Genomic DNA, 26,153 nt, shown 5'->3' on the forward strand with positions numbered 1-26,153 from the left:
AACACGGTATGGAGCAGGGGAGAGGGAAGCACGGATCATGAGCGTGGTTTGGCAAGTGCTCTGGGTCGCTCTGATGTGTTTCCTCATCGTGCTGATCTTCCGGTTGGTCATGGACTACGTGTTCCAGTTCGCCCGCTCGTGGCAACCCGGCAAGGCGATGGTGGTCGTTCTGGAGGCCACCTACACTGTCACTGATCCACCGCTCAAGCTTCTGCGGCGGGTCATCCCGCCGCTGCGTCTCGGGGGCGTGGCGCTCGACCTGTCCTTCTTCGTACTGATGATCATCGTCTACATCCTGATCACCATCGTGGGGGGACTCGCGAGGTGACTGTGGACGATCCGGTCTTGCCGACTGCCGATGACTACGTTGAGGTGAAGAGATGCCGTTGACCCCCGAGGACGTGCGGAACAAGCAGTTCACGACCGTCCGCCTCCGAGAAGGCTATGACGAGGACGAGGTCGATGCCTTCCTCGACGAGGTCGAAGCCGAACTGACGCGACTGCTACGCGAGAACGAGGATCTGCGCGCCAAACTGGCGGCGGCCACGCGCGCTGCTGCCCAGAACCAGCAGAACATGCGCAAGCCTCCAGAGCCTCAGGACCAGCAGCAGGGCGGTATGCAGCAGGGCGGCATGCAGCAAGGTGGCATGCAGCAGGGCGGTATGCAGCAGGGCGGTATGCAGCAAGGTGGCATGCAGCAGCAGGGTATGCGCGGTCCCGGTGGACCCGTACCCGCTGGGATATCGGGCCCGCCGCAGCAGATGGGGGGCCCCATGGGTGGCCCGCCCCAGCTGCCGAGCGGTGCTCCGCAGCTGCCCGCCGGCCCTGGTGGCCAGGGTGGGCAGCAGGGTCCCGGCCCGATGGGTCAGGGACCGATGGGCCAGGGCCCCATGGGTCAAGGCCAGATGCAGCAGCAGATGGGCCAGGGCCAGATGGGCCAGGGCCAGATGCAGAACCAGATGCAGGGCCAGATGGGCCAGGGCCAGATGGGGCAGGGCCCCATGGGAGGCCAGCCTCCCATGCAGCAGATGGGCGGCCCGATGGGCGGTCCCATGGGTGGTCCGATGGGCGGCCCCGGTCAGGGTCCCGGCGGCGACAGTGCCGCGCGTGTGCTCTCGCTGGCCCAGCAGACCGCCGACCAGGCGATCGCCGAGGCCCGTTCCGAGGCCAACAAGATCGTCGGCGAGGCCCGTAGCCGCGCCGAGGGTCTGGAGCGGGACGCCCGTGCCAAGGCCGACGCCCTGGAGCGGGACGCGCAGGAGAAGCACCGCGTCGCGATGGGCTCCCTGGAGTCCGCCCGCGCCACGCTGGAGCGCAAGGTCGAGGACCTGCGTGGCTTCGAGCGCGAGTACCGCACGCGTCTGAAGTCGTACCTGGAGTCGCAGCTACGTCAGCTGGAGACCCAGGCGGACGACTCGCTGGCCCCGCCGCGTACCCCGGCGACCGCGTCGCTGCCGCCGTCCCCGGCGCCCTCCATGGCTCCGGCCGGCGCGAGCGCCCCGTCGTACGGCGGAAACCCGGGCGGTATGGGTGGAGGAATGGGTGGAGGCATGGGCGGCGGCCCTGCTCCGGCCGCGCCCTCCTACGGCGGTCAGCAGCAGATGTCGCCGGCCATGACCCAGCCGATGGCTCCGGTCCGGCCGCAGGGTCCCTCCCCGATGGGGCAGGCTCCCTCGCCGATGCGCGGGTTCCTCATCGACGAGGACGACAACTGACGACTACTGGTACGCCGTAGGCGTCGGCAGCGTTCAGGGCGGGGCCCCGGATTTCTCTCCGGGGCCCCGCCCTTTTGCTGCGCGAGATCCGGGGGTGGGGCGGTTGTGCGGGGATGCGCGCGGATGTGTGGCGGACGCAACGCCGAAGGCCTGGGGCGCCGGATTTCTTCGGTGCCCCAGGCCTTCTCGGTTGCCGGTGGGTGCGGCGCGGCGGGGGTGGCGTTCACTCACCGGCGCTCGCCGGGTGCCGCTGCGCCCACCCGTGCCGCCTGTGCCGCCCCTGGCGGCACGATTGCCCGCAGCTAGGCGAGCACGACCGTCCCTATGCCTTGCGCAGGCGGAACGTCAGGGTCAGGCCTTCGTCCGTGAAGGGCGTGCCGTACGTGGCGTCGGCCTCGCCCCCGGCGAAGTCCGTGGCGAGGACCTCGTCGGCGATCAGGGCCGAGTGCTCGGTCAGGGCCGCGGTGACCGCCGGGTCCGTTGCCGTCCAGCGGAGGGCGATACGGTCGGCCACGTCCAGGCCGCTGTTCTTGCGGGCCTCCTGGATCAGGCGGATCGCGTCGCGGGCCAGGCCCGCCTGGCGCAGCTCCTCCGTGATCTCCAGGTCGAGGGCGACCGTGGCGCCAGAGTCGGAGGCCACCGACCAGCCCTCGCGCGGGGTCTCCGTGATGATGACCTCGTCGGGGGCGAGGGGGATGGTCTCGCCGTCGACCTGGACCGAGGCCGTGCCCTCGCGCAGGGCGAGCGACAGGGCGGCCGCGTCGGCGCCCGCGACGGCCTTGGCCACGTCCTGGACGCGCTTGCCGAACCGCTTGCCCAGGGCGCGGAAGTTGGCCTTGGCGGTGGTGTCCACCAGCGAGCCGCCGACCTCGGAGAGCGAGGCGAGCGAGCTGACGTTCAGCTCCTCCGTGATCTGCGCGTGCAGTTCGCGGTCGAGGGAGTCGAAGCCCGTCGCCGCCACCAGGGCGCGCGAGAGGGGCTGGCGGGTCTTGACGCCCGACTCCGCGCGCGTGGCGCGGCCCAGCTCCACCAGGCGGCGGACCAGGACCATCTGCCTGGACAGCTCGGGGTCGATCGCGGACAGGTCGGCCTCGGGCCAGGACGCCAGGTGCACCGACTCGGGGGCGCCCGGGGAGACCGGCGCGATCAGGTCCTGCCAGACCCGCTCGGTGATGAACGGGGTCAGCGGGGCCATCAGCTTCGTGACCGTCTCGACGACCTCGTGCAGGGTGCGCAGTGCGGCCTTGTCGCCCTGCCAGAAACGGCGACGCGAGCGGCGCACGTACCAGTTGGACAGGTCGTCGACGAACGCCGAGAGGAGCTTGCCGGCGCGCTGGGTGTCGTAGGCCTCCAGGGCGCCGGTCACCTGGTCGGTGAGGGCGTGGAGTTCGGACAGCAGCCAGCGGTCCAGGACCGGGCGGTCGGCCGGGGCCGGGTCCGCCGCGCTGGGCGCCCAGTTGGACGTGCGGGCGTACAGGGCCTGGAAGGCGACCGTGTTCCAGTACGTGAGGAGCGTCTTGCGGACGACCTCCTGGATGGTGCCGTGGCCCACGCGGCGGGCCGCCCAGGGGGAGCCGCCGGCCGCCATGAACCAGCGGACGGCGTCGGCGCCGTGCTGGTCCATCAGCGGGATCGGCTGCAGGATGTTGCCCAGGTGCTTGGACATCTTGCGGCCGTCCTCGGCGAGGATGTGGCCGAGGCACACGACGTTCTCGTAGGAGGACTTGTCGAAGACCAGGGTGCCGACGGCCATCAGCGTGTAGAACCAGCCGCGGGTCTGGTCGATGGCCTCGCTGATGAACTGGGCCGGGTAGCGGGACTCGAAGAGTTCCTTGTTCTTGTACGGGTAGCCCCACTGTGCGAACGGCATCGAACCCGAGTCGTACCAGGCGTCGATGACCTCCGGGACGCGCGTGGCGGTGCCGCCGCAGCCGTCCTGGGGGCAGGTGAAGGTGACCGCGTCGATGAACGGGCGGTGCGGGTCCAGCTGCGACTGGTCGGTGCCGGACAGCTGCGTCAGCTCCTCGCGTGAGCCCACACAGGTGAGGTGGTTCTCCTCGCAGCGCCAGATCGGCAGCGGGGTGCCCCAGTAACGGCTGCGGGAGAGCGCCCAGTCGATGTTGTTGTTCAGCCAGTCGCCGAAGCGGCCGTGCTTGACCGAGTCCGGGAACCAGTTGGTCTTCTCGTTCTCCTGGAGGAGACGGTCCTTGACGGCGGTGGTGCGGATGTACCAGGACGGCTGCGCGTAGTAGAGGAGCGCGGTGTGGCAGCGCCAGCAGTGCGGGTAGCTGTGCTCGTACGGGATGTGCCTGAAGAGCAGGCCGCGCTGCTGGAGGTCCTCGGTGAGCTGTTCGTCCGCCTTCTTGAAGAAGACACCGCCGACGAGGGGAACGTCCTCCTCGAAAGTGCCGTCCGGGCGCACGGGGTTGACCACGGGCAGGCCGTACGAGCGGCAGACCTTGAGGTCGTCCTCACCGAAGGCGGGGGACTGGTGGACCAGACCCGTACCGTCCTCGGTCGTCACGTATTCCGCGTTCACCACGAAATGGGCGGGCTCGGGGAACTCTACGAGCTCGAACGGACGTTGATAGGTCCAGCGCTCCATTTCGGCGCCGGTGAAGGTCTGGCCGGTGGTCTCCCAGCCCTCGCCGAGCGCCTTGGCGACGAGCGGCTCGGCGACGACGAGCTTCTCCGTGCCGTCCGTGGCGACCACGTAGGTGACCTCGGGGTGGGCGGCGACCGCGGTGTTGGACACCAGCGTCCACGGCGTGGTCGTCCACACCAGGAGCGCGGCCTCACCGGCGAGCGGACCGGAGGTGAGCGGGAAACGGACATACACCGAGGGGTCGACGACCGTCTCGTAGCCCTGCGCCAGCTCGTGGTCCGACAGGCCGGTGCCGCAGCGGGGGCACCAGGGGGCGACGCGGTGGTCCTGGACCAGCAGACCCTTGTTGAAGATCTCCTTGAGCGACCACCAGACGGACTCGACGTACTCGGGGTCCATGGTCCGGTAGGCGTCGTCGAGGTCGACCCAGTAGCCCATGCGGGTCGTCAGCTCGGTGAAGGCGTCGGTGTGCCGGGTCACGGAGTCGCGGCACCTGGCGTTGAACTCGGCGATGCCGTACGCCTCGATGTCCTTCTTGCCGTTGAAGCCGAGCTCCTTCTCGACCGCCAGCTCCACGGGGAGGCCGTGGCAGTCCCAGCCGGCCTTGCGGGCCACGTGGTAGCCGCGCATCGTGCGGAAGCGGGGGAAGACGTCCTTGAAGACGCGCGCCTCGATGTGGTGGGCGCCCGGCATGCCGTTGGCGGTGGGTGGGCCCTCGTAGAACACCCACTCGGGGCGGCCCTCGGACTGCTCCAGGCTCTTGGAGAAGATCTTCTGCTCGCGCCAGAAGTCGAGCACCGCGTGCTCGAGCGCGGGCAGATCGACCTGGGCGGGCACCTGGCGGTACGTCGGCTCTGTCATGAGCGGGCTTCCTCCAACGGACTTGCTGCCTTCCGTCGGAGGGACGAGAGCTTCGATCCTTCGTACGCCGTGTGCGGCGCGCTCCCGCGGTACCACCCTCCTTGGCTCCCCTGTGCGCTGTACGCGCCGGTGAGCCCCCTCATTGGGGTCGCGATACCGGGTCTACTCGCCGTGCCTCGCGGGCAGCGGCTTTCTTCCGGCGGCTCCGGGGTGATCTTCACATCGCGCTCGCCCCCGGGCTTCCACTGTCCCCGGGTCGCTCTGGGCTGCGTACGACGCTACTCGTCCCCATCCACGCTTCTCGCTCCGCCCAGTGTACGGGGCCGCACGGACAGCGGCCGACCGGTTTTCCGGGGCCGGGGGAGGGCTGCGGTGGGGGCATTCGGGCGGTATGTCGGCCGGGGGTGCGGTGACCTGCGGCATGACCCGAATGGAGCGGGCCGGGCGTCCGGATCCTGGGACGTCCGGCGGGGCGGAATACCCGGCGGGGAGCTGGGCACAACGCTTGCAGGCTCGCTGCGCGACGGTCGCGGGGCGGTGGGAATGGGTGGTCTGCCCCGTTGCCGAGGGGCTCCGGTCGATTTATCGTCCCAGCACGATTCGCGTGCAAGATCACAATATGTGAAGGGGCCGCGGCCATGGTGGCGAAGAAGACCGCCGAACAGCAGTCGGCGTCCGGCAGACCCACGGTGGCCTCGGGCGGCGCAAGCGAGGGTGAGAAGGCCGTGGCGGTGAAGGCGGCCGGCACGAAGAGGGTGGCGAGGAAGGCGGTGGCCAAGAAGGCCGGGACCGAGAAGGCGGTCGTCAGGAAGACGGCCGTGAAGAAGACCGCGACCAGGAGGGCGACGACGGCCGGGGAGGTCGCGACGGCCGAGCAGGTGGTGGCGGAGCAGGCCGCCACCGGGAAGAGCGCGGTCGGGAAGAGCACGGCGAAGAGCGCGGCCAAGGGTCCCTCTGCGAAGAAGAGCATGGTCAAGAAGGCGGGCGCGGCCGAGGCCGCCGAGACGACGGGAGCCACGACGGTGGTTGCGAAGAACACTCCTGGTACGGCTACGGCGGCGAAGAGGAAGCCCTCCGCCGTCCCGAAGGCACGGCCCGCCGCGGTGGAGCCCGGCGAGCTCGCGGTACGCCCCGGTGAGGACCCCTGGAGCCCGGACGAGGTCGTCGAGGCCCGGACCGAGCTGCAGTCCGAGGCCGCGCGGCTGCGGGCCGAGCTGGAGGCCTCCGAGCGGTCGCTCACGGGCCTGATGCGGGACTCGGGGGACGGCGCGGGCGACGACCAGGCCGATACCGGCGCGAAGAACATCACGCGCGAGCACGAGCTGTCGCTCGCCCACAACGCGCGCGAGATGCTCGACCAGACCGAGCGCGCCCTGGACCGGCTCGCCTCGGGCACGTACGGGCTCTGTGAGAACTGTGGCAATCCGATCGGAAAGGCACGGATGCAGGCCTTCCCTCGCGCCACGCTCTGCGTGGAGTGCAAGCAGAGGCAGGAACGCCGCTAGTGATCGCCGCCTGAGCCCCTGGTCCGTGAGGGTCGTGTCGTACCTTTGTCCTCAGTCAGGAACCTAGGTTGAGGGACTCACGTGGCAGAGGCGGAGCGCATCATCGGTACGCCGGACATTCCAGAGGCGGCGGGCGCCGACCCGGAGCAGTCCGACGGCGACAACGGTGCCGCGGAGGAGCAGGCGGACGCCGCCGCGCGTCCGCGCGGCAAGAGGCGTGTCGCCGTGCTGTTCGGGGTCGCCGCGCTGGCGTACGCGCTCGACCTGGTCAGCAAGATGATCGTGGTCGCCAAGCTGGAGCACCACGAGCCGATCGAGATCATCGGGGACTGGCTGAAGTTCGAGGCGATCCGCAACGCGGGCGCGGCCTTCGGCTTCGGCGAGGCCTTCACGATCATCTTCACGGTGATCGCGGCGATCGTGATCGTGGTGATCGCCAGGCTCGCCCGCAAGCTCCACAGCCTGCCCTGGGCGATCGCGCTCGGCCTGCTGCTCGGCGGTGCGCTGGGCAACCTCACCGACCGGATCTTCCGTTCGCCGGGCGTCTTCGAGGGCGCGGTCGTCGACTTCATCGCGCCCAAGGGCTTCGCGGTGTTCAACCTCGCGGATTCGGCCATCGTGTGCGGCGGCGTGCTCATCGTGCTGCTGTCGTTCCGGGGGCTCGACCCGGACGGGACCGTCCACAAGGACTGAGAGCGGGAGGGCCGCGTCGGGGGAGTTGTCCACAGGCACGGTCGGGCGGCACTCACCCGTCCGGCATACTCGACGGGTGAGCACGATTCCCGAGATCCGTACCCTGCCCGTGCCCGACGGCCTGGAGGGCGAGCGTGTCGACGCCGCCATCTCCCGCATGTTCGGCTTCTCCCGTACCAAGGCGGCCGACCTCGCCGCCTCGGGGAAGGTCACGGTCGACGGGTCGGTGGTCGGCAAGTCGGAGCGCGTGCACGGCGGGGCCTGGCTGGAGGTCGAGATGCCGCAGGCGCCCGCGCCGGTGCAGATCGTCGCCGAGCCGGTCGAGGGCATGGAGATCGTGCACGACGACGACGACGTGCTCGTGATCGTCAAGCCGGTCGGCGTGGCCGCGCACCCCAGCCCCGGCTGGTCCGGACCGACCGTCATCGGAGGGCTCGCCGCCGCCGGGTACCGGATCTCGACGTCCGGCGCCGCCGAGCGCCAGGGCATCGTGCACCGGCTCGACGTGGGCACCTCGGGCCTCATGACGGTCGCCAAGTCGGAGCGGGCGTACACGTCGCTGAAGCGCCAGTTCAAGGAGCGGACGGTCGACAAGCGGTACCACGCGCTGGTCCAGGGCCACCCCGACCCCACGAGCGGCACCATCGACGCACCCATCGGACGGCACCCCCACCACGACTACAAGTGGGCCGTCACCGCCGAGGGCAAGCCGTCGGTCACGCACTACGACCTGGTCGAGGCGTTCCGGGCCGCCTCGCTGCTCGACATCAAGCTGGAGACCGGGCGCACCCACCAGATCCGCGTCCACATGGCCGCCCACCGCCACCCGTGCGTCGGCGACCTGACGTACGGCGCCGACCCGACGCTCTCCAAGCGGCTCGGCATCACCCGCCAGTGGCTGCACGCCGTACGGCTCGGCTTCGAGCACCCCGGGGACGGGAGCTGGGTCGAGTTCGAGAGCGACTACCCCGCGGATCTGCAGCAGGCCCTCGACAAGGTGCGGGAGGAGACCTACGCGTGAGTCCCGTGCCGGTGTCCTACGTGGTGCGCGTCGCCGACGATCCCGGCGACCGCGAGGCGTGCTTCGCGGTGCGCAAGGAGGTCTTCGTCGCCGAGCAGGGGGTGCCGGAGGACCTGGAGTACGACGCGTACGACGCCGGGGCCGTGCACGTGCTCGCCGTACGGGACGACGGGGTGCCGCTCGGGGCGGGGCGGCTGCTGCACGGGGAGGCCGCCGCCGGGAAGACCGGTGGGGCTGCCGGTGTGGGGTCCCTGGGGCGGCTCGCGGTGGTGGGGGAGGCCCGGGGGCTGGGCGTCGGGGTCGCGCTGGTGCGGGCCGTCGAGGAGGCGGCGCGGGAGCGTGGGCTGACCGCGGTGGATCTGGGGGCGCAGACGCACGCGCTGGGGTTCTACGAGCGGCTGGGGTACGTGGCGTACGGGGCGGAGTTCCTGGACGCGGGGATACCCCATCGGGCGATGCGGCGGACGCTTTAGCATGCGCGGGCGCGGGTGGGGCACCCTGGGCATCTGGCCGGTCTTGATCGTCTAGCACCAGCGGAGCGCCCCCATGGATCAGTTGGCCCTGTTTTCGTGTTGCTGGTCGGGGCCGTGGTCAGTGTGCCGGTGGGGGAGCGGCTGAAGCTGCCGGCGCCGGTACTGATGACGTTGCTCGGCATCGCGCTCGCCGTGCCCGGCTTCGTGCCCAACGTGGAGATCCCGCCGGAACTCATCCTGCCGCTGCTGTTGCCGCCGCTGCTGTACGCGGCGGTGCGACGCACGTCCTGGCGGCAGTTCACGGCGAATCTGCGGCCGATCTTCCTGCTGGCCGTGGCCCTGGTGTTCGTGACCACCGCCGCGGTGGCAGCCGTGGCGAACGCGATCGTGCCCGGACTCCCGGTCGCGGCGGCCGTGGCGCTCGGCGCCCTCGTCGCGCCGCCCGACCCGGTGGCGGCGACGGCCGTGGCGGGACAGCTCGGGCTGCCGCGCCGGCTGGTGTCGATCCTGGAGGGCGAGGGCCTCTTCAACGACGTCACGGCCATCGTGCTCTACCACGTGGCCATCGCGGCCGCCGTCAGCGGAACCTTCTCGTGGCCCCGCGCCGCGCTCCAGCTCGTGCTGTCGGCGGTCGTCGCCGTCGCCGTGGGGGTCGCGCTCGGCTGGGCCGCCAACAAGCTGATGGACTTCCTGGAGGACGCGACCCTGCAGATCGGGCTGACCCTGCTCGTGCCCTACGCGTCGTACGTGATGGCCGAGGAACTGCACGGGTCCGGGGTCCTCGCGGTGCTCACGACCGCGTTGTTCCTCGCGGAGTACGCGCTCGGGGCGGACGACGTGCTGACGCGGCTCGCCGGGCACACCGTCTGGGACGTAGTGGACACACTGGTCACCGGCGTCGCCTTCGGGCTGATCGGGCTGGAGCTGCACAACGCGATCCGTACGGCGTCCGGGCGGTGGGGCGAGATGCTCGGCTGGGCGGCGGCCGTCGTGGTCGTCGTGGTGCTCGTACGGCTGCTGTGGTTGCTGCCGGCCGCGTGGCTCGCTCGGCGGTGGCACGCGAAGCGGGACTACGACGAGGAGATCCCGACGTCATGGCGGGAGACCGTGGTGATGTGGTGGTCGGGTATGCGGGGGGTGGCGTCCGTGGCGCTGGCGCTCGCGATTCCGTTGGAGACGGAGAGCGGGGCGCCGTTTCCGGACCGGGACGAGATCGTGTTCATCGCGTTCGGGGTGATCATGGCGACGCTCGTGCTTCAGGGGCTCACCCTGCCGTGGCTGGTGCGGCGGTTGGGGGTGCGGGCCGACGAGGGGGCCGAGAAGGAGTTCGAGAAGGTGTTGGCCGTGCGGGCGGCCAAGGCGGCGAAGCGGCGGCTGAAGGAGATCGAGGAGGCGGAGGAACTGCCGGAGGAGATGTCCGAGCGGTTGTTGCGGCGGGCCTTCGAGATCGGGGTGCGGATCAGTCCGGAGGTGGGGGAGGACGAGCGGCGGGAGGGGCACGAGCAGCGGGTGCGGCGGCTTCGGAGGATGCGGCGGATCCAGGGGAGATGTTGAGTGCGGCTCGGCATGAGGTGTTGGCCGCGCGCAGTGAGCCGGGGGCCAATCCCGAGGTGGTGGATCGGGTGTTGCGGCATCTGGACGTACGCAGCCTTCGCTGAACCGGCCGTCGCCCGCCCACCCGCGCCCCGCCGGGCACTTCCCGGTGGAGAGGCGGGGCGCCGGGCGCGGGTTCGTGCCCGGGACCGCGCCCGGCTGCCTGCCGGGTTCATCCCCTGCCCGTCGACCTCGGCGGCTCGTGGACGCGGCCTCGCGTGAGGCGGGGGGACAGGGCGTCCGTGTGGCCGTTGGGGTGGTTCGGGGGGAGGAGCGCGTCGGCGGTGTTGACGCGGGGGAGGGCGTACGGGTGGCTCTCGGTGAGCCAGTGGATGAGCTGTTCGCGGACGGTGACGCGGACGGTCCACAGGTCGTCCGGGTCCTTGGCGGTGACGAGAGCGCGGATTTCCATGGTGGAGGGGGTCGCGTCGGTGACGGTCAGGTCGTAGTGGCGGCCGTCCCAGGCGGGGCAGGAACGGAGGATGTCGCGGAGCCGTTCGCGCATCGCGGGCAGCGGCGCGGCGTGGTCGACATGGAGGAACACCGTGCCGGTCATCTGGGAGCCGCCGCGGGACCAGTTCTCGAAGGGCTTCGAGGTGAAGTACGACACCGGCATCGTGATGCGGCGCTCGTCCCAGGTGCGGACCGTCAAGAAGGTGAGGGTGATCTCGTCGACCGTGCCCCACTCGCCTTCCACCACGACCACGTCACCGAGGCGGACCATGTCGCCGAAGGCGATCTGCAGCCCGGCGAAGATGTTGCTCAGTGTGGACTGCGCGGCGATACCGGCGACGATGCCCAGGACCCCGGCCGAGGCCAGCAGTGAGGCACCGGCCGCGCGCATCGCCGGGAAGGTCAGCAGCATCGAGGCCACGGCCACCACCCCGACGATCGCCGCGACCACCCGCATGATCAGCGTCACCTGGGTGCGCACCCGGCGCACCCGGGCCGGATCGCGGTGGGCGCGGGCGTAACGGCTGTATGTCGTCTCCACTATCGCCGCCGCGATCCGGATCACCAGCCAGGCCGTCGCACCGATCAGCACCAGCGTCAGGGCGCGGCCGATGGCGGTCCGGTGCTGTTCCAGCAACTGCGCCTCGTCGTACGACGCTCTGAGGAAGGCCGCGCACAGGACCAGTTGGTAGGGGATGCGACCGCGGCGCAGCAGGCCCCACAGAGGTGTCTCGTGGTGCCGCTGGTCCGCCTTGCGCAGCAGCAGGTCGGTCGTCCAGCCGATGAGCAGCGTGAGGACGACCGAGCCGCCGATGACGATCAATGGGCGGAGTAGATTCTCCATGCCTTCGAACGTAACCGGCCGCGCGGGGTCATGAACATGTGACTTCTGCCGCCCTCGGGGTACGGGCGCCGGGGTCCGTTGTCGGACCCGGCTGGCACCATGGCCTCATGAACATCATGCTCTTCCACTCGACCTATGGTCCGAGGCCCGCGGTGCGCGAGGCCGCGGACCGGCTGCGCGCCGCCGGACACGAGGTGTGGACCCCCGACCTCTTCGACGGACGGACGTTCGACACGGTCGAGGACGGCATGGCCTTCAACGAGAAGCTGGGCAGAGAGGAGCTTCTCAAGCGCGCGGTCCTGGCCGCCGCGCCCTACTCGGGGCGGGGGCTCGTCTACGCCGGGTTCTCCCTGGGCGCCGCGACCGCGCAGACCCTGGCCCTGGGTGACAAGAACGCGCGCGGGCTGCTGCTTCTGCACGGCACGTCGGACATCGCCGCCACCGCGTCCGTGGACGACCTGCCCGTCCAGCTGCACGTCGCCGAGCCCGACCCCTTCGAGCCGGACGACTGGCTGAGCGCCTGGTACCTCCAGATACGCAAGGCCGGCGCCGACGTCGAGGTCTACAGATACGCCGGTGCCGGCCACCTCTACACCGACCCCGGGCTGCCGGACTACGACGAGGAGGCCGCCGAGGCCACCTGGCGGGTGGCGCTCGGCTTCCTGGATTCGCTCTGAGCTCTGAGCTCTGAGCTCTGCGCGCCATGTGCCGGTGAGGCCCGCGAGGGGTCGGTACGCCGGTCACACGGGGTCGTACGTCCGCTCCACCTTCTGCGTTCCGCTCCGCGTCCGGTACGAGCGCGCCCAGGACGACGTCGCGTCGGCCCTCGTGCGGTCGGAGAGGACGTAGAAGTCCATCTGCGCCCGCGCGGCGGTGATGTCCAGGACGCCGTAGCCGTGCCGGTCGGTGTCGACCCAGTGGACGTGCCGGTTGGCGGCGCGGATCAGCGGGGAGGCCAGCGCGGAGACGGTGCCCTCGGGGACCTTGACGAGGTCGTCGAGGTTGTCGGAGGTGACCGAGGTGACGACGAACTCGGTGGCGGCGGAGGCCGACAGCGGGTACGTACCGGCATTGACCGGCACGTCGTTGGCCCAGGCCATGTGGATGTCGCCGGTGAGGAAGACCGTGTTGCGGATCGCGTTCTGCCGCAGGTGGGCGAGGAGTTCGCGGCGGTCGTCGGTGTATCCGTCCCACTGGTCGGGGTTGAGGGCGAGCCCTTCCTTCGGCAGGCCCAGCAGCTCGGCGAGGGGTTCGAAGAGGTCGACCGTGAGGTTGCCGAGGGCGAACGGGGCGATCATCACCGAGTTGCCGACCAGGCGCCAGGTCGTGTCGGAGGACTTCAACCCGGCCTTCAGCCAGTCGAGCTGGGCCCGGCCGGTCAGCGTACGGTCCGGGTCGTCGACCTCGCCGTCGCCGACGCCCACCTGCTGCGAGCGGAAGGACCGCAGGTCAAGGAGCGACAGGTCGACGAGCTTGCCGAAACGCAGCCGGCGGTAGGTGGTGCCCGCGATCGCCGGGCGCACTGGCATCCACTCGAAGTACGCCTGCTTGGCCGCCGACTGCCGGGCCGCCCAGGTGCCTTCCGTGCCTCCGGTGTGGTTCTGGGCGCCGCCCGACCACGCGTCGTTGGCGATCTCGTGGTCGTCCCAGATGGCGACGACCGGCGCGGCCGCGTGCAGGGCCTGCAGGTCCGGGTCGGTCTTGTAACGGGCGTGCCGGACGCGGTAGTCGGCGAGGGAGACGATCTCGTGGGTCGGCGCGTGCCGCCGTACGACCTTGTCGCGGGTGCCGTACTCGCCGGTGCCGTACTCGTAGATGTAGTCGCCGAGGTGCAGCCACGCGTCCAGGTCGCCGCGCGCCGCCAGATGGCGGTAGGCGGCGAAGTGGCCGCCCTCCCAGTTGGCGCAGGAGACCACGCCGAAGCGCAGGCCGGCGGTGGTGGCGTCGGCGGCCGGGGCGGTGCGGGTGCGGGCGGCGGGCGAGCCGGTGCCGCCGGCCGAGAAGCGGAACCAGTAGTTCGTGGCGGGTGCGAGGCCGCGTACGTCCGCCTTGACGGTGTGGTCGGAGGCGGCGGTCGCGGTCGTCGAGCCCTTCGCGACGATGTTTGTGAACGCCTTGTCCAGGGCGACGGTCCAGCCGACCTTGACGTCCGGGCCGAGTCCGGAGCCGGGTATCGCGGCGGCGGTGGGCGTCACCCGGGTCCACAGCAGGACCCCGTCGGGCAGTGGGTCACCGGAGGCGACGCCGTGCAGGAAGACGGGTGCTTCGGCCGCACCCGCCGGGATCGCGGCGGCCAGCGGTGCCGCGAGAACGGCTCCGGCCGCGGCCGCCTTGACGACCGTACGGCGGCTCGGGGCGGACGAACCCGTGGGCTGGGCGGGGGAGTCGGGGCTGGAGTGAGATCTGCGACTGGTCACGGCCGACGAGATTACTGATCGGTAGGGCCGGAGGTAAGACAGCGGCCGTAATCCGCTCAATGTTCAGACGGCCGTGGGTTGTTCGTCGGTCGGCGAGCCGGGACGGGCGGCCTCCCCGCCACCGTTCGTGCCGCGTTCGCCGCAGGCCGCGTGGGCTGATGCGCCGTCGATCGACCTGGGCGGTCGTCCTGGGGCGGCCCGTCGGTCACCGCTCGTGGGCGTACCGCTTGGCCAGGGCGATGAGGGCGGCGCGGTCGGGGCGGCCGGTGCGGTCGCGGAGGCTGGCGAGGTGCTTCTCGACGGTGCGGGGGGAGAGGAAGAGGTGCTCGGCGATCTCCTGGTTGCCGAGTCGGGCCCCGAGCAGGCGCAGGACCTCGTACTCCCGGGCGGTCACCCCCGCGCGCCGCAGTTCCTGCGGGACGGCGTCGTGGCCCTGGCGGCGGCGCGGCACGGGGGAGCCGGCGTCGCGCAACAGCGCCCGGCACGCGGCCGACACCCGGGTCGTGCCCCGCTCGTGGAAGAACTGTTCTGCGGCGCGCAGCCATTCCACGGGCCGGCCCCAGCCGTCGGCGAGTGCGGCCTCGGCGCCCAGGCGCAGACAGAGATGGGCGGCCAAGGGGATGCCGTGGGTCCCGGCCAGGGCTTCCTCCGCCGCCTTGGTGGCCTCGGCCGCCCGGCCCTCGCGGCCCAGCAAGATGGCCCGGGACCAGCCGGCGAAGGGGCGGTCCCAGTGGACCTGGGTGAGCCGTTCGGTGCCGGGGCCGTCCAGCTCGGTCCAGTCGGTCGCACCGCGCAGGGTGCGCAGCAGGAGGTACGGGCCGAGGAAGCCGGTGACACCACCGGTGCTGGGCAGCGCCCGCATGACGCCGTCCGCCTCGGTGAACTCGGCCAGCGCGCGGTCGGTCTCCTCCCGCAGCAGGGAGCAGATGCCCTGGGCCCAGCCCCACACGGAGGTGTCGGCGTAGCCCCAGAGCGCCCCGGCGCTCCGGCCGGCGAGCGCGCGCTCCAGGGTGCGCAGGGTGGCGTCGAGCTTCTCCCGCTCCCCGAGCGAGGCGGCGATGATGCCATCCACGCCGGCGCCGATCAGCTCCACCTCGCGCAGCCGCAGTCTGTGGGCCGTCGTCCGGAGCCGACGCGCGGACTCCGTCGCCCGGTCGTGTTCGTCGCGCAGGATGTGCGCGAGGGTCAGATGCATGTCGGCCCAGGCCGTCATGAGCACCGCGCCGGTCTCCTCGGCGGCCCCGCGAGCGGCGAGCAGCCGGTCCGTGCCGGTGAACCGGACGCGGTCGAGCACGCCCAGTTCCAGCAGGCCGCGGATCCGCCACACCGGCAGCGCGTGGGCCTCGGCGATGGCGACCAGCCGTGCGAACGCATCCTCCGCCTCGCCGAGGTCCTGGGGCCGCAGGCAGTAGCCGAGCATGTTCAGCGCCTTGCACGCCACCTCCGGCAGCACCACCTCCTCGGCGGTCGCGACGGCCCCCTCGGCGAGCGCGCGGGCGTTCTCCAGCCGGTCCGGGCGCTGCGAGTTGAGCACCAGGTGGGCGGCGACCGCGTCCAGGGCGGCCCGGGACGCCGGATCGGGCGTGTCGCCGAGCAGGTCCCTCGCCTGCCGTACGGCGGTCAGGCCCTCCTCCCACTGCTGGGCGGTCGCCGCGGCCCGCGCGCGTGTCAGGAAGCCCGCTGCCCGTCGGGTGGATGGCGAGCCCCACACCGTCAGGACACGGTCCAGCCGATCCCCGAGTTCGGGCACGCGCCGTACGTCACCGGTCAGGATCAGCGTGTTGAGCAGTTCCTCCAGCAGCAGGGCCACGGCCTCGGGCGGCGCGTCCGGCGTGTCCGCGGTCAACTCCAGGCCACGGTCGAGGAGTTCCACGGCGGTCAGCAACGCACCCCGCGCGACCGCCTGCTTGCCGGCCCGTGTGAGCAGCACGGCCGCCCGCGCCGGCCGGCCGGCGGCCACACACAGCTCCGCGGCGAGGCGGTACAGGTCGTCGCCGGCGTCCGCGCCATCGAGCGGTCGGTGGGGGGCGTTCGGATCGGCGGGCGGGGTCAGGGTGCGGGCGGCGCCGGGTACGGCGGGCGGGGCGAGTACGACGGGGGTGTCGGGCTCCGTCGACGGGGGAGCGGGGGAGCCGGCCGTCTCGCGGCCACGGGGCGGTGGGACGGGAAGGCCGGCCGGCTCGTGGCCGAGGGCGTTCCGCGTGGCCGGCGTGTCGAGGTCTGTCGTGCTCGGGTCGGCGAGGTCTGCCGTGCTCGGCGTGTCGAGGTCCGCTGTGCTCGGGGTGCCCGGGCGTGTCGGGGCGTCCCCGCCGATGGTCGGCCCTCCAAGGCTCGCCCTGTCGAGGCCCGCCCCCGCAGGGTTCACTCCCTCGCGGCTCGCCCCGCCGAGGTCCGGCTCCTCGCTGCGCGGCTCCTCTGGGCTCACCCCGTCAGGGCTCGGCCCCTCAAGAACCGCCCCCTCACTCCGTGCCTTCTCGCGGCCCACCCCCTTCGCCGCCTCGATCGCGTCCGCCGCGGCCAGGCAGAGGGCCGCGCGTTCGGGCGGGAGTAGCCGTCCGGTGATGGCGTCGGCGGTCAGGGCGTGGCGGAAGGTGTGCCAGCCCGGCTCCGACGGCGTGGTGGCGCCGGACACGAGGTGGGCGTGGGCCGCGTGGCGGAGCTGGGTGAGGGCGGTGGCGTGGTCCAGGCCCGCGGCGCGGGCGGCGATGTCCACGGGGAAGCGTCTGCCGAGGACCGCCGCCGCCTCCAGCAGGGCGATGCCGGGCGGTGACAGCTGGTCCACGCGCTGGAGAACCGCGGCGGCGACGGTGTCGGGGACACCGGCGTCGAGCGAACCGGTCACCGTCCAGCCGGAGCCCCCGTCCCGGACGAGGGAGCCGCCGTCGACCATGGCACGCAGCAGCTCCTCCACCACGAAGGGAACGCCCTCGGAAACGGCGTGCAGCCGGTGCAGCACCGCCGCCGGGACGTCCTCGGCGGTGTTGTGGCCCAGACACCGGGCGGCCAGTTCGGCGGTGCCGGCCGCTCCGAGGCGGGCGAGGCGGACCGTACGGGCCGTACGACGGGAGGTGGCGGCCTCGGCGAGGTCCAGTGCCGGGCCGGCCTCGCCGCGCAGGGTGGCCAGCAGGACGGCCCGCTGGCCGGAGAGGTTGTCCGTCAGGTAGTCGACGATGGCGAGCGTGTCGGCGTCCGCGTCGTGCAGATCCTCCAGCACCAGGACGCAGCCGCCGTCCCGGCCGAGGACGTGCAGGAGCCGGAGCACCGCTTCGGCGTACCCGACGAGCGGGGCGCCGTCCTGTGGTGCCAGCCCGCACAGCCGGGACAGCAGGGGCTCGTAGAGGCCCAGGTCCCCGTCCGAGGGCGCCCCGTCGCCCCGTAACCCCGAGAACACCGCCTCCGCCAGCGGACGCAACGGCACCGCGCGCCCGGCGGACGCGGCCCGCCCGCGCAGCACCCGTGCCCCGGCGCCGGCGGCGGCGGACGCGGTTTCCTCGACGAGCCGGGACTTGCCGATACCGGGCTCGCCCAGCACGAACACCGACGAGCCCCGCCCCTCCCGGGCCGCCCGGACGGCAGCCGCCAGAAGGTCCCGCTCCGCTTCCCTGCCGATCAGAGCGGGCGACGACAGCGACGACAGCGACGACAGCGACGAGAACGACGAGAACGACGAGAACGACGAGAACGACGAGAACGACGGCATCAAAGAGAACGACGACAACTCCAGGCCCCCTGCGCCCTGTCGGGATGGTGGTGGCAACCCCGTACGCACCCGTACGCACCCGTACGGCACCCCCGCCGGGCACCTCTCGAAAGCGCCTTCGAGGCGCGTACAGGGTAGCCCCCGGCTCCACAGAGGTCGCACAACTACATGGGGGATCTTCCCCGATACCAGGGGGCCCGGCGTCCGGCACGCTTCTGTTTCGGCAGGGCAGGGGGGACAGGGCATGGCCCGGGGGAACATGCCCTGCCTGCTTCTTTTTCTTTCGGCAGGGAGGTCGTCAATGCAGCGTGCCCCGATATGGGTCGCCGCCGGAGTGCTGGGCCTGGTCCTGTGCGGGTGTTCGTCACCCGCCGCAACCACCGGGGGCGGGAGCGGCGGCGGGTCGTCGTCGGCCGGGGCCGCCGCCGACGGACCGGAGGTGCCGCTGACCACCCAGGACCTGGAGCGGGTCTGCACGGACGGGCTCGGTTTCGAGGGGCTGCCCGCCTACGACCGTACGAAGAAGACCGTGCACCCGGCGCAGCTCATGAACAGCACCGGCGACGGCTGGACGAGCAGCGTGCCCGTCGACGGCGACTTCCCCAAGGGCTGGTTCCTCGGCTACGAGGACAAGCCGGAGAAGGCGGAGCTGGTCGTCTGCGTGGAGCGCACCAAGGCCACCGCGACCGGCAAGGTCTGCGACATGGAGGCCGACGGCAAGCCGCTGAAGATCCGGACGTACAACACCTCGTACCGGGTGCGGGTCGTCGAGGCGCGTACCGGCAAGGAGCAGTACGGGCACACGGGCAAGGCCGAGTCCGACGAGTGCCCGGTGTACATCTTCACCTCGGACGACGAGGACGCCGACAAGTACTACAACGAGGTCCGGCCCGAGGACTACCGCAAGCGCGTCAAGCCGTACATCGCGCCGTAGCCGCCGTAGCCGCCGTAGCCGCCGTAGCCGCCGTAGCCGCGCCGTAGCCGCTGCCGTCGTCGGTCGGGCGGGGCCGCGGGGAGATCCGCTCCGGGGCCCCGCCCGTTCACGCGTGCCGTGCGGCGGCTACTTGGTGACGCCCGCGTCCTTGAGCGCCGTCTCCCACTCCGCGACCGTGGACGGGTTGGTGATCGTCTTGTCGTTGATCTTGATGGTGGGGGTCGACTTGACCCCGTCGGCGTCGGTGAAGGACTTGCTCATCCTCATCGCCCAGGCGTCGTAAGTGCCCTTCTCGACGGCGTCCTGGAACTTCTTGTTGTTCTTCAGCGCGTCGACCGTGTTCGCCACCTTGATCAGATAGCTGTCCTTGGCGAACTCGTCGGTGGACTCCTCCGGGTGGTACTTCGTCGAGTACAGCGCGGCCTTGTAGTCGAGGAAGGCCTCGGGGCTGACGTTCAGGGCGGCCCCGAGCGCGCTCAGCGCGTTCTTCGAGCCCTCGCCGGTGAGGTTGCCGTCCAGGAAGGTGCCGAGCGTGAAGGAGAGCTTGTAGTCGCCGTCGTCCATGCCCTTGTTGACGGTCTCGCCGACGGTCTGCTCGAAGCCGGCGCAGGCCGGGCAGCGCGGGTCCTCGTACAGATGGACCACGTTGTCGGACGTGGAGTCACCGATCAGCACAGTGGTGCCGTTCTTGCCCGAGGTGTTGGCCGGGGCGACCACCGTGGCCTTGGCGGCCGCCTCCCACTTGGTGGGCTGGTTGTTCTGGACGACGGCGTAGCCGATGCCGCCGGCTATCGCGAGGACCGCGACGATCGAGCCCGCCACGATCGCCTGCCGCCTGACCTTCGCGCGCTTGGCCTGACGCTCGCGCTCCAGGCGCAGGCGCTCACGGGCCGCCGACTTCGCCGCGCTGCTGTTCCGCTTGCTCATGGGTGAACTCCCTGGGGACGCGCACACGGGGTGCGCGGATGCGTGTGGTGGGGGACGTGCTCGTGCTCAGGAGGTGGTCACGCGAAGGTGACCGAGCACGGCGGTCCACGCCGTCCCAGGGAGTGCGTGTGGAGAAGGGTGCGGGCACTGGCCGTACGGTGCGCGGTGCGCGTCGGCCGGTGCTGCGCCTTCAGGGGCCGCACCATGACCACGGCGACCGCGATCAGCAGCGGCCGGAAGCCGGCGGCGACCGCGGCGTCCAACAGCTGGGCCAGCGCACGCTCGCCGCGCCGCAGCCAGGCGGCGGCCAGCAGACCGACGCCGATGTGCGCGGCGAGCAGCAGCCAGGCGGCGCCCGGACCGGCGCCCGCCAGCAGCGCCGCCGCCCGCTCGGAGCCGCCGGCGACCCGCGCCAGCGGTGCGCCCACACTGCCGCCGCCGCACAGCATGTCCAGCCCGACCTGGCGCAGCGGACCGGTGATCGGGCCGCCCGCCTCGCCGTAACAGGCGTGCTGGCCCGTGGTGAACACCGTGTCGGCGGTCAGCTCCAGTGGGATCAGCACACCGGCGATCCGCCCGAAGTCGCGCTCGCGGCCGGCCAGCGCGTAGGCGACGAGGAACACGGCGGCGGCGATCGCGGCGACGGCGGTGAGCGGGAGCGGGACCCTGGACAGCAGTACGTGCGACGTGGTGCTGAGCGTCACGACGACCGCCGTGAACAGCGCCGCGCGTACGGCTCTGAGGTGGGTCCCGGATATGTCCATGGCGTCGGAGAGTGTCCCACGTACGCACGTAAGGGACCGCTAAAAGGTCCCTGTGAGTACGCGACGCCTCCTGTCTCGGTGGTGGCCTGCGGGGAGGGTTCTCGGGAATTCGCCGGGGTCTCAGTGGTTCCGCAGGCCGGGGATCCGGCCGTTGCGGAAGAGGTCGACGAAGATCTGGTGGTCCGCACGCGCGCGTGCTCCGTACGCGTGCGCGAAGTCCACCAGGAGCGGTGCGAGGCCCTCCTCGTCGGCCGCGATCGCCGCGTCGATGGCCCGCTCCGTGGAGAACGGCACCAGGGACTGCCCGGTCAGGTCGTCCGCCGCCGCGTGCATCGTGGCCGTGGCCCGGCCGAGGTCGGCGACGACCGTCGCGATCTCGTCCAGGTCGTCGATGTCGCTCCAGTCCAGGTCCACCGCGTACGGGGACACCTCGGCGACCAGCTGCCCGGCGCCGTCCAGCTCGGTCCAGCCCAGCCACGGGTCGGCGTGGGCCTGCAGAGCCCGCTGGGAGATCACCGTGCGGTGGCCCTCGTGCTCGAAGTAGTCACGGATCCGCTGGTCGGTGATGTGGCGGGAGACGGCCGGGGTCTGGGCCTGCTTGATGTAGATCACGACGTCGTTCTCCAGGGCGTCGCTCTGCCCCTCCAGCAGGATGTTGTACGACGGCAGTCCCGCCGAGCCGATGCCGATGCCCCGGCGGCCGACGACGTCCTTCACCCGGTAGGAGTCCGGGCGGGTCAGCGAGGACTCCGGGAGCGTCTCCAGATAGCCGTCGAAGGCGGCCAGCACCTTGTAGCGGGTCGCCGCGTCCAGCTCGATCGAGCCGCCCCCGGGCGCGAAGCGACGCTCGAAGTCACGGATCTCCGTCATCGAGTCGAGGAGACCGAAGCGGGTCAGCGAGCGGGCGTCGCGCAGCGCGTCCAGCAGCGGGCCCTGGGCGGTGTCCAGCGTGAACGGAGGCACCTCGTCCCGCTTGGCGCCGGTCGCGATGGCGTGGATCCGCTCGCGGTAGGCGGCCGCGTAGGTCTCCACCAGCTCGGTGATCTGCTCGTCGCCGAGCGCCTTCGCGTACCCGATGAGCGCCACGGAGGCGGCGAAGCGCTTCAGGTCCCAGGTGAAGGGGGCGACGTACGCCTCGTCGAAGTCGTTCACGTTGAAGATCAGGCGGCCCGTGGAGTCCATGTACGTGCCGAAGTTCTCCGCGTGCAGGTCGCCGTGGATCCACACGCGCGAGGTGCGCTCGTCCAGGTACGGACCGGAGGCCTTCTCGTCGTCCAGATCCTTGTAGAACAGGCACGCCGTACCCCGGTAGAACGCGAAGGCCGAGGCCGCCATCTTCCGGAACTTCACGCGGAACGCGGCCGGGTCGGCGGCCAGGAGCTGGCCGAACGCGGTGTCGAAGACGGCGAGGATCTCCTCGCCGCGTCGCTCGTCGTTGAGCTGCGGAACCGACATCGCTGGGTGCCTCCTGGTGGATCACGGGTGAGTCGACTTCTCAACGTGCGAGGGCGCGCGCGAGTGCCCGCGACGCCCCCTGAAAGGTACGGGGGACACGCCTCGCGGTGTCAGTCCCGAGGCATAGACTTCGACGCTGTCCCCCAGACTGTCCGCAGCCCGTGGGGAAGTCGTTCACGCTTGTTTCCCCTGTGTCCCTTGGAGGCCGAAGCCGTGTCAAAGCCGCCGTTCACGCACCTGCACGTCCACACCCAGTACTCGCTGCTGGACGGTGCCGCGCGGCTCAAGGACATGTTCAACGCGTGCAACGAGATGGGCATGACCCATATCGCCATGTCCGACCACGGCAACCTCCACGGGGCCTACGACTTCTTCCACACCGCCAAGAAGGCCGGCGTCACCCCGATCATCGGCATCGAGGCGTACGTCGCCCCCGAGTCCCGGCGCAACAAGCGCAAGATCCAGTGGGGCCAGCCGCACCAGAAGCGGGACGACGTGTCCGGTTCGGGTGGTTACACGCACAAGACGATCTGGGCGGCGAACAGGACGGGCCTGCACAACCTCTTCAAGCTCTCCTCGGACGCGTACGCCGAGGGCTGGCTGCAGAAGTGGCCCCGGATGGACAAGGAGACCATCTCCCAGTGGTCCGAGGGGCTCATCGCCTCCACCGGCTGCCCCTCCGGCGAGCTCCAGACCCGGCTGCGCCTCGGCCAGTTCGACGAGGCGGTGAAGGCGGCCTCCGAGTACCAGGACATCTTCGGCAAGGACCGTTACTTCCTGGAGCTGATGGACCACGGCATCGACATCGAGCACCGGGTCCGTGAGGACCTGCTCCGCGTCGGCAAGAAGCTCGGCATCCCGCCGCTGGTCACGAACGACTCGCACTACACGTACGCGCACGAGGCGACCGCGCACGACGCCCTGCTGTGCATCCAGACCGGCAAGAACCTCTCCGACCCGGACCGCTTCAAGTTCGACGGCACCGGCTACTACCTGAAGTCCACGGACGAGATGTACGCCGTCGACTCCTCGGACGCCTGGCAGGAGGGCTGCGCCAACACCCTGCTGGTCGCCGAACAGATCGACACCTCCGGCATGTTCGAGGCCAAGAACCTCATGCCGAAGTTCGACATCCCCGAAGGCTTCACCGAGATCACCTGGTTCCAGGAAGAGGTCCGCCGCGGGATGGAGCGCCGCTTCCCCGGCGGCGTCCCCGACGACCGCCAGAAGCAGGCCGAGTACGAGATGGACGTCATCATCCAGATGGGGTTCCCGGGGTACTTCCTCGTCGTCGCCGACTTCATCATGTGGGCCAAGACCCAGGGCATCGCCGTCGGCCCCGGCCGCGGTTCCGCCGCCGGATCGATCGTCGCGTACGCCATGGGCATCACCGACCTCGACCCGATCCCGCACGGTCTGATCTTCGAGCGGTTCCTCAACCCCGAGCGCGTCTCCATGCCCGATGTCGACATCGACTTCGACGAGCGCAGGCGCGTCGAGGTGATCAGGTACGTGACGGAGAAGTACGGCGCCGACAAGGTCGCCATGATCGGCACGTACGGCAAGATCAAGGCGAAGAACGCCATCAAGGACTCCGCGCGCGTGCTGGGCTACCCGTACGCGATGGGCGACCGGCTCACCAAGGCGATGCCCGCCGACGTCCTCGGCAAGGGCATCGACCTCAACGGCATCACCGACCCCTCCCACCCGCGCTACAGCGAAGCGGGCGAGATCCGGGGAATGTACGAGAACGAACCGGACGTGAAGAAGGTCATCGACACCGCCAAGGGCGTCGAGGGCCTGGTCCGGCAGATGGGTGTGCACGCGGCCGGCGTGATCATGTCCAGCGAGCCCATCGTCGACCACGCCCCGATCTGGGTGCGGCACACCGACGGTGTGACCATCACACAGTGGGACTACCCGCAGTGCGAGTCGCTCGGCCTGCTGAAGATGGACTTCCTGGGCCTGCGCAACCTCACGATCATGGACGACGCCATCAAGATGGTGAAGGCCAACAAGGGCATCGACCTGGAGATGCTCGCCCTCCCGCTGGACGACCCCAAGACCTTCGAACTGCTCTGCCGCGGTGACACCCTCGGCGTCTTCCAGTTCGACGGCGGCCCCATGCGCTCGCTGCTCCGCCAGATGCAGCCCGACAACTTCGAGGACATCTCCGCCGTCTCGGCCCTCTACCGGCCGGGCCCGATGGGCATGAACTCGCACATCAACTACGCGGAGCGCAAGAACAAGCGCCAGGAGATCACGCCGATCCACCCGGAGCTGGAGGAGCCGCTGGAGGAGGTCCTGGCGGTCACCTACGGCCTGATCGTCTACCAGGAGCAGGTCCAGAAGGCCGCCCAGATCATCGCGGGCTACTCGCTCGGCGAGGCCGACATCCTGCGACGCGTGATGGGCAAGAAGAAGCCCGAGGAACTGGCGAAGAACTTCACCATCTTCCAGGCCGGCGCCAAGAAGAACGGCTACAGCGACGAGGCGATCAAGGCCCTGTGGGACGTGCTGGTCCCCTTCGCCGGATACGCCTTCAACAAGGCCCACTCGGCCGCGTACGGGCTCGTGTCCTACTGGACCGGCTATCTGAAGGCGAACTACCCGGCCGAGTACATGGCCGCGCTGCTCACCTCGGTCAAGGACGACAAGGACAAGTCGGCGGTCTACCTCAACGAGTGCCGGCGCATGCGCATCAAGGTGCTTCCGCCGAACGTCAACGAGTCCGAGCACAACTTCGCCGCCCAGGGCGACGACGTCATCCTCTTCGGCCTCGGGGCCGTGCGCAACGTCGGTACGAACGTGGTCGAGTCGATCATCCGCAGCCGCAAGGCCAAGGGGAAGTACGCCTCCTTCCCCGACTACCTCGACAAGGTCGAGGCGGTCGCCTGCAACAAGCGCACCACGGAGTCGCTGATCAAGGCGGGCGCGTTCGACACGATGGGGCACACCCGCAAGGGCCTCACCGCGCACTTCGACCCGATGATCGACAACGTGGTCGCGGTCAAGCGGAAGGAGGCCGAGGGCCAGTTCGACCTCTTCGGCGGCATGGGCGAGGAGGAGACCAGCGAGCCCGGCTTCGGACTCGACGTCGAGTTCACCACCGACGAGTGGGAGAAGACGTATCTCCTGGCCCAGGAGCGGGAGATGCTCGGCCTCTACGTCTCCGACCACCCCCTCTTCGGTCTGGAGCACGTGCTCTCCGACAAGGCCGACGCGGGCATCGCCCAGCTCACCGGTGGTGAGCACGCGGACGGCGCGGTCGTCACCATCGGCGGCATCATCTCCGGTCTCCAGCGCAAGATGACCAAGCAGGGCAACGCCTGGGCCATCGCCACGGTGGAGGACCTCGCCGGTTCCATCGAGTGCATGTTCTTCCCGGCGACCTACCAGCTCGTCTCGACCCAACTCGTCGAGGACGCGGTCGTGTTCGTGAAGGGCCGCCTCGACAAGCGCGAGGAGGTGCCGCGGCTGGTCTCGATGGAGATGCAGGTCCCCGACCTGTCGAACGCGGGCACCAACGCGCCGGTGATCCTCACCATCCCGGCCACCCGCGTCACCCCGCCCATGGTCAGCCGGCTCGGTGAGATCCTCAGCCACCACAAGGGCGACAGCGAGGTCCGGATCAGGCTCCAGGGCCCGACCAAGACGACCGTGCTGCGCCTCGACCGGCACCGGGTGAAGCCGGACCCGGCCCTGTTCGGCGACCTGAAGGTGCTGCTCGGCCCGTCCTGCCTGGCCGGCTGAGCGGGCCTCGTCAGGCCGGTGGGCGTGAACGTGCAAGGGGCGCATCCGGTGTTCCGGACGCGCCCCTTGGTGTGTACGGGCTGCAACAGCCCTTTCCGCGGATGTCAGTTGTGACCGAAGCGCTTCTGCCGACCCTTGCGGGCCATGTCGCCGGGGGTCACCTGGGTCGCGCGCTGCTCGGCCTGCGACTCCAGCGAGGACTGCTGGGCCTCCTGCTGACCACGCTCGGACTGCGGCTGCTTGCGGTCCTGCTTCTTGTTCTTGGCCATGGTGATCTGCCTCCTGAGGGGGATCTAGGGGCCAGGGCCGCGACCAGACTCACATAGCATGACAAGGTTCGCATTTCGAAAAAACACCGTCCGTGACGAGAGTTGTCGGACAGTGCGCCGTACCGAAGGGGCGCGCGGCCGATACGCCACGCCGAAGATCGAGTTCCGGCC

At 70.7% G+C, this 26,153-nt stretch carries 17 protein-coding genes and 1 pseudogene; 10 read left to right on the forward strand and 8 right to left on the reverse strand.

The features are described from left to right. The first annotated feature begins 37 nt into the window (after positions 1-37). Entirely contained in the window at positions 38-328 is a 291-nt protein-coding gene (locus OG622_RS36740) for a YggT family protein (RefSeq protein ID WP_371580935.1), read from the forward strand. 52 nt (positions 329-380) lie between these two features. Beyond that, the gene (locus OG622_RS36745; RefSeq protein ID WP_371580936.1) at positions 381-1,715 is read left to right on the forward strand and encodes a DivIVA domain-containing protein; all 1,335 of its coding nucleotides are present in this window, start codon (positions 381-383) and stop codon (positions 1,713-1,715) included. A 322-nt stretch (positions 1,716-2,037) separates the two neighbouring features. On the opposite strand, the gene ileS is transcribed toward OG622_RS36745, so the two are convergent. Beyond that, positions 2,038-5,181 (reverse strand): isoleucine--tRNA ligase, encoded by a 3,144-nt coding sequence (gene ileS, locus OG622_RS36750; protein WP_371580937.1) that lies wholly within the window; start codon positions 5,179-5,181, stop codon positions 2,038-2,040. A gap of 638 nt (positions 5,182-5,819) precedes the next feature. Between ileS and OG622_RS36755 the strand changes: the two genes are divergently transcribed. The 5 genes and pseudogenes from OG622_RS36755 (at position 5,820) to OG622_RS36775 (ending at position 10,531) form a co-directional block, all read left to right on the forward strand. Continuing rightward, positions 5,820-6,686 carry a TraR/DksA C4-type zinc finger protein gene (locus OG622_RS36755; protein WP_371580938.1) on the forward strand — a complete coding sequence of 289 codons (867 nt, stop codon included), beginning with the start codon at positions 5,820-5,822 and terminating at the stop codon, positions 6,684-6,686. A gap of 81 nt (positions 6,687-6,767) precedes the next feature. Next, positions 6,768-7,379, forward strand: a complete 612-nt coding sequence (gene lspA / locus OG622_RS36760; protein ID WP_371580939.1) for a signal peptidase II — start codon at positions 6,768-6,770, stop codon at positions 7,377-7,379. 76 nt (positions 7,380-7,455) lie between these two features. Next, positions 7,456-8,400: an RluA family pseudouridine synthase gene (locus OG622_RS36765; RefSeq protein WP_371580940.1), complete on the forward strand. Its 945-nt coding sequence runs from the start codon at positions 7,456-7,458 to the stop codon at positions 8,398-8,400. Next, on the forward strand, positions 8,397-8,873 hold the full coding sequence (locus OG622_RS36770; protein ID WP_371580941.1) for a GNAT family N-acetyltransferase: 477 nt from the start codon (positions 8,397-8,399) through the stop codon (positions 8,871-8,873). Before OG622_RS36765 ends, OG622_RS36770 begins: the two co-directional genes overlap by 4 nt. A gap of 73 nt (positions 8,874-8,946) precedes the next feature. After that, positions 8,947-10,531: pseudogene (locus tag OG622_RS36775) on the forward strand (Na+/H+ antiporter). A 107-nt stretch (positions 10,532-10,638) separates the two neighbouring features. Here OG622_RS36775 and OG622_RS36780 read toward each other — a convergent pair. After that, positions 10,639-11,763 carry a mechanosensitive ion channel family protein gene (locus OG622_RS36780; RefSeq protein ID WP_371580942.1) on the reverse strand — a complete coding sequence of 375 codons (1,125 nt, stop codon included), beginning with the start codon at positions 11,761-11,763 and terminating at the stop codon, positions 10,639-10,641. Positions 11,764-11,801: 38 nt separating this feature from the next. Here OG622_RS36780 and OG622_RS36785 point away from each other — a divergent pair, with 38 nt between their 5' ends. Continuing rightward, positions 11,802-12,440 carry a dienelactone hydrolase family protein gene (locus OG622_RS36785; RefSeq protein ID WP_371580943.1) on the forward strand — a complete coding sequence of 213 codons (639 nt, stop codon included), beginning with the start codon at positions 11,802-11,804 and terminating at the stop codon, positions 12,438-12,440. A 63-nt stretch (positions 12,441-12,503) separates the two neighbouring features. Here the strand turns inward: OG622_RS36785 and OG622_RS36790 are convergent, their stop codons facing one another. Both OG622_RS36790 and OG622_RS36795 read right to left on the reverse strand, forming a co-directional pair. Further along, complete coding sequence (locus OG622_RS36790) at positions 12,504-14,180, reverse strand: alkaline phosphatase (protein ID WP_371580944.1); 1,677 nt, start codon at positions 14,178-14,180, stop codon at positions 12,504-12,506. A gap of 205 nt (positions 14,181-14,385) precedes the next feature. Then, a complete protein-coding gene (locus OG622_RS36795) occupies positions 14,386-17,880 on the reverse strand; it encodes an AAA family ATPase (protein WP_371580945.1) in 3,495 nt (1,164 codons plus the stop codon). A 301-nt stretch (positions 17,881-18,181) separates the two neighbouring features. On the opposite strand from OG622_RS36795, the gene OG622_RS36800 reads away from it, so the two are divergent. Beyond that, positions 18,182-18,814 (forward strand): hypothetical protein, encoded by a 633-nt coding sequence (locus OG622_RS36800; protein WP_371580946.1) that lies wholly within the window; start codon positions 18,182-18,184, stop codon positions 18,812-18,814. A gap of 126 nt (positions 18,815-18,940) precedes the next feature. On the opposite strand, the gene OG622_RS36805 is transcribed toward OG622_RS36800, so the two are convergent. From OG622_RS36805 to OG622_RS36815, 3 genes are all read right to left on the reverse strand, one after another. Next, entirely contained in the window at positions 18,941-19,741 is an 801-nt protein-coding gene (locus OG622_RS36805; protein WP_371580947.1) for a DsbA family protein, read from the reverse strand. A 77-nt stretch (positions 19,742-19,818) separates the two neighbouring features. After that, entirely contained in the window at positions 19,819-20,505 is a 687-nt protein-coding gene (locus OG622_RS36810) for a hypothetical protein (protein WP_371580948.1), read from the reverse strand. A gap of 120 nt (positions 20,506-20,625) precedes the next feature. Further along, positions 20,626-21,960: a DUF2252 domain-containing protein gene (locus OG622_RS36815; protein WP_371580949.1), complete on the reverse strand. Its 1,335-nt coding sequence runs from the start codon at positions 21,958-21,960 to the stop codon at positions 20,626-20,628. Between the two features lie 213 nt (positions 21,961-22,173). Between OG622_RS36815 and dnaE the strand changes: the two genes are divergently transcribed. Then, complete coding sequence (dnaE, locus tag OG622_RS36820; protein ID WP_371580950.1) at positions 22,174-25,713, forward strand: DNA polymerase III subunit alpha; 3,540 nt, start codon at positions 22,174-22,176, stop codon at positions 25,711-25,713. A 104-nt stretch (positions 25,714-25,817) separates the two neighbouring features. On the opposite strand, the gene OG622_RS36825 is transcribed toward dnaE, so the two are convergent. Continuing rightward, positions 25,818-25,982 carry a hypothetical protein gene (locus OG622_RS36825; protein ID WP_086755445.1) on the reverse strand — a complete coding sequence of 55 codons (165 nt, stop codon included), beginning with the start codon at positions 25,980-25,982 and terminating at the stop codon, positions 25,818-25,820. Positions 25,983-26,153 lie beyond the last annotated feature (171 nt).

It is taken from the genome of Streptomyces sp. NBC_01314, assembly GCF_041435215.1.
GTDB lineage: Bacteria > Actinomycetota > Actinomycetes > Streptomycetales > Streptomycetaceae > Streptomyces.

Bases quoted from the DNA above. Each gene is read 5' to 3' on its own strand.
- OG622_RS36740 (WP_371580935.1), top strand. From the start codon at position 38: ATGAGCGTGGTTTGGCAAGTGCTCTGGGTCGCTCTGATGTGTTTCCTC.
- OG622_RS36745 (WP_371580936.1), top strand. From the start codon at position 381: ATGCCGTTGACCCCCGAGGACGTGCGGAACAAGCAGTTCACGACCGTC.
- ileS (WP_371580937.1), bottom strand. From the start codon at position 5,181: ATGACAGAGCCGACGTACCGCCAGGTGCCCGCCCAGGTCGATCTGCCC.
- OG622_RS36755 (WP_371580938.1), top strand. From the start codon at position 5,820: ATGGTGGCGAAGAAGACCGCCGAACAGCAGTCGGCGTCCGGCAGACCC.
- OG622_RS36780 (WP_371580942.1), bottom strand. From the start codon at position 11,763: ATGGAGAATCTACTCCGCCCATTGATCGTCATCGGCGGCTCGGTCGTC.
- OG622_RS36795 (WP_371580945.1), bottom strand. From the start codon at position 17,880: ATGCCGTCGTTCTCGTCGTTCTCGTCGTTCTCGTCGTTCTCGTCGTTC.
- OG622_RS36800 (WP_371580946.1), top strand. From the start codon at position 18,182: ATGCAGCGTGCCCCGATATGGGTCGCCGCCGGAGTGCTGGGCCTGGTC.
- OG622_RS36805 (WP_371580947.1), bottom strand. From the start codon at position 19,741: ATGAGCAAGCGGAACAGCAGCGCGGCGAAGTCGGCGGCCCGTGAGCGC.
- OG622_RS36810 (WP_371580948.1), bottom strand. From the start codon at position 20,505: ATGGACATATCCGGGACCCACCTCAGAGCCGTACGCGCGGCGCTGTTC.
- OG622_RS36815 (WP_371580949.1), bottom strand. From the start codon at position 21,960: ATGTCGGTTCCGCAGCTCAACGACGAGCGACGCGGCGAGGAGATCCTC.
- OG622_RS36825 (WP_086755445.1), bottom strand. From the start codon at position 25,982: ATGGCCAAGAACAAGAAGCAGGACCGCAAGCAGCCGCAGTCCGAGCGT.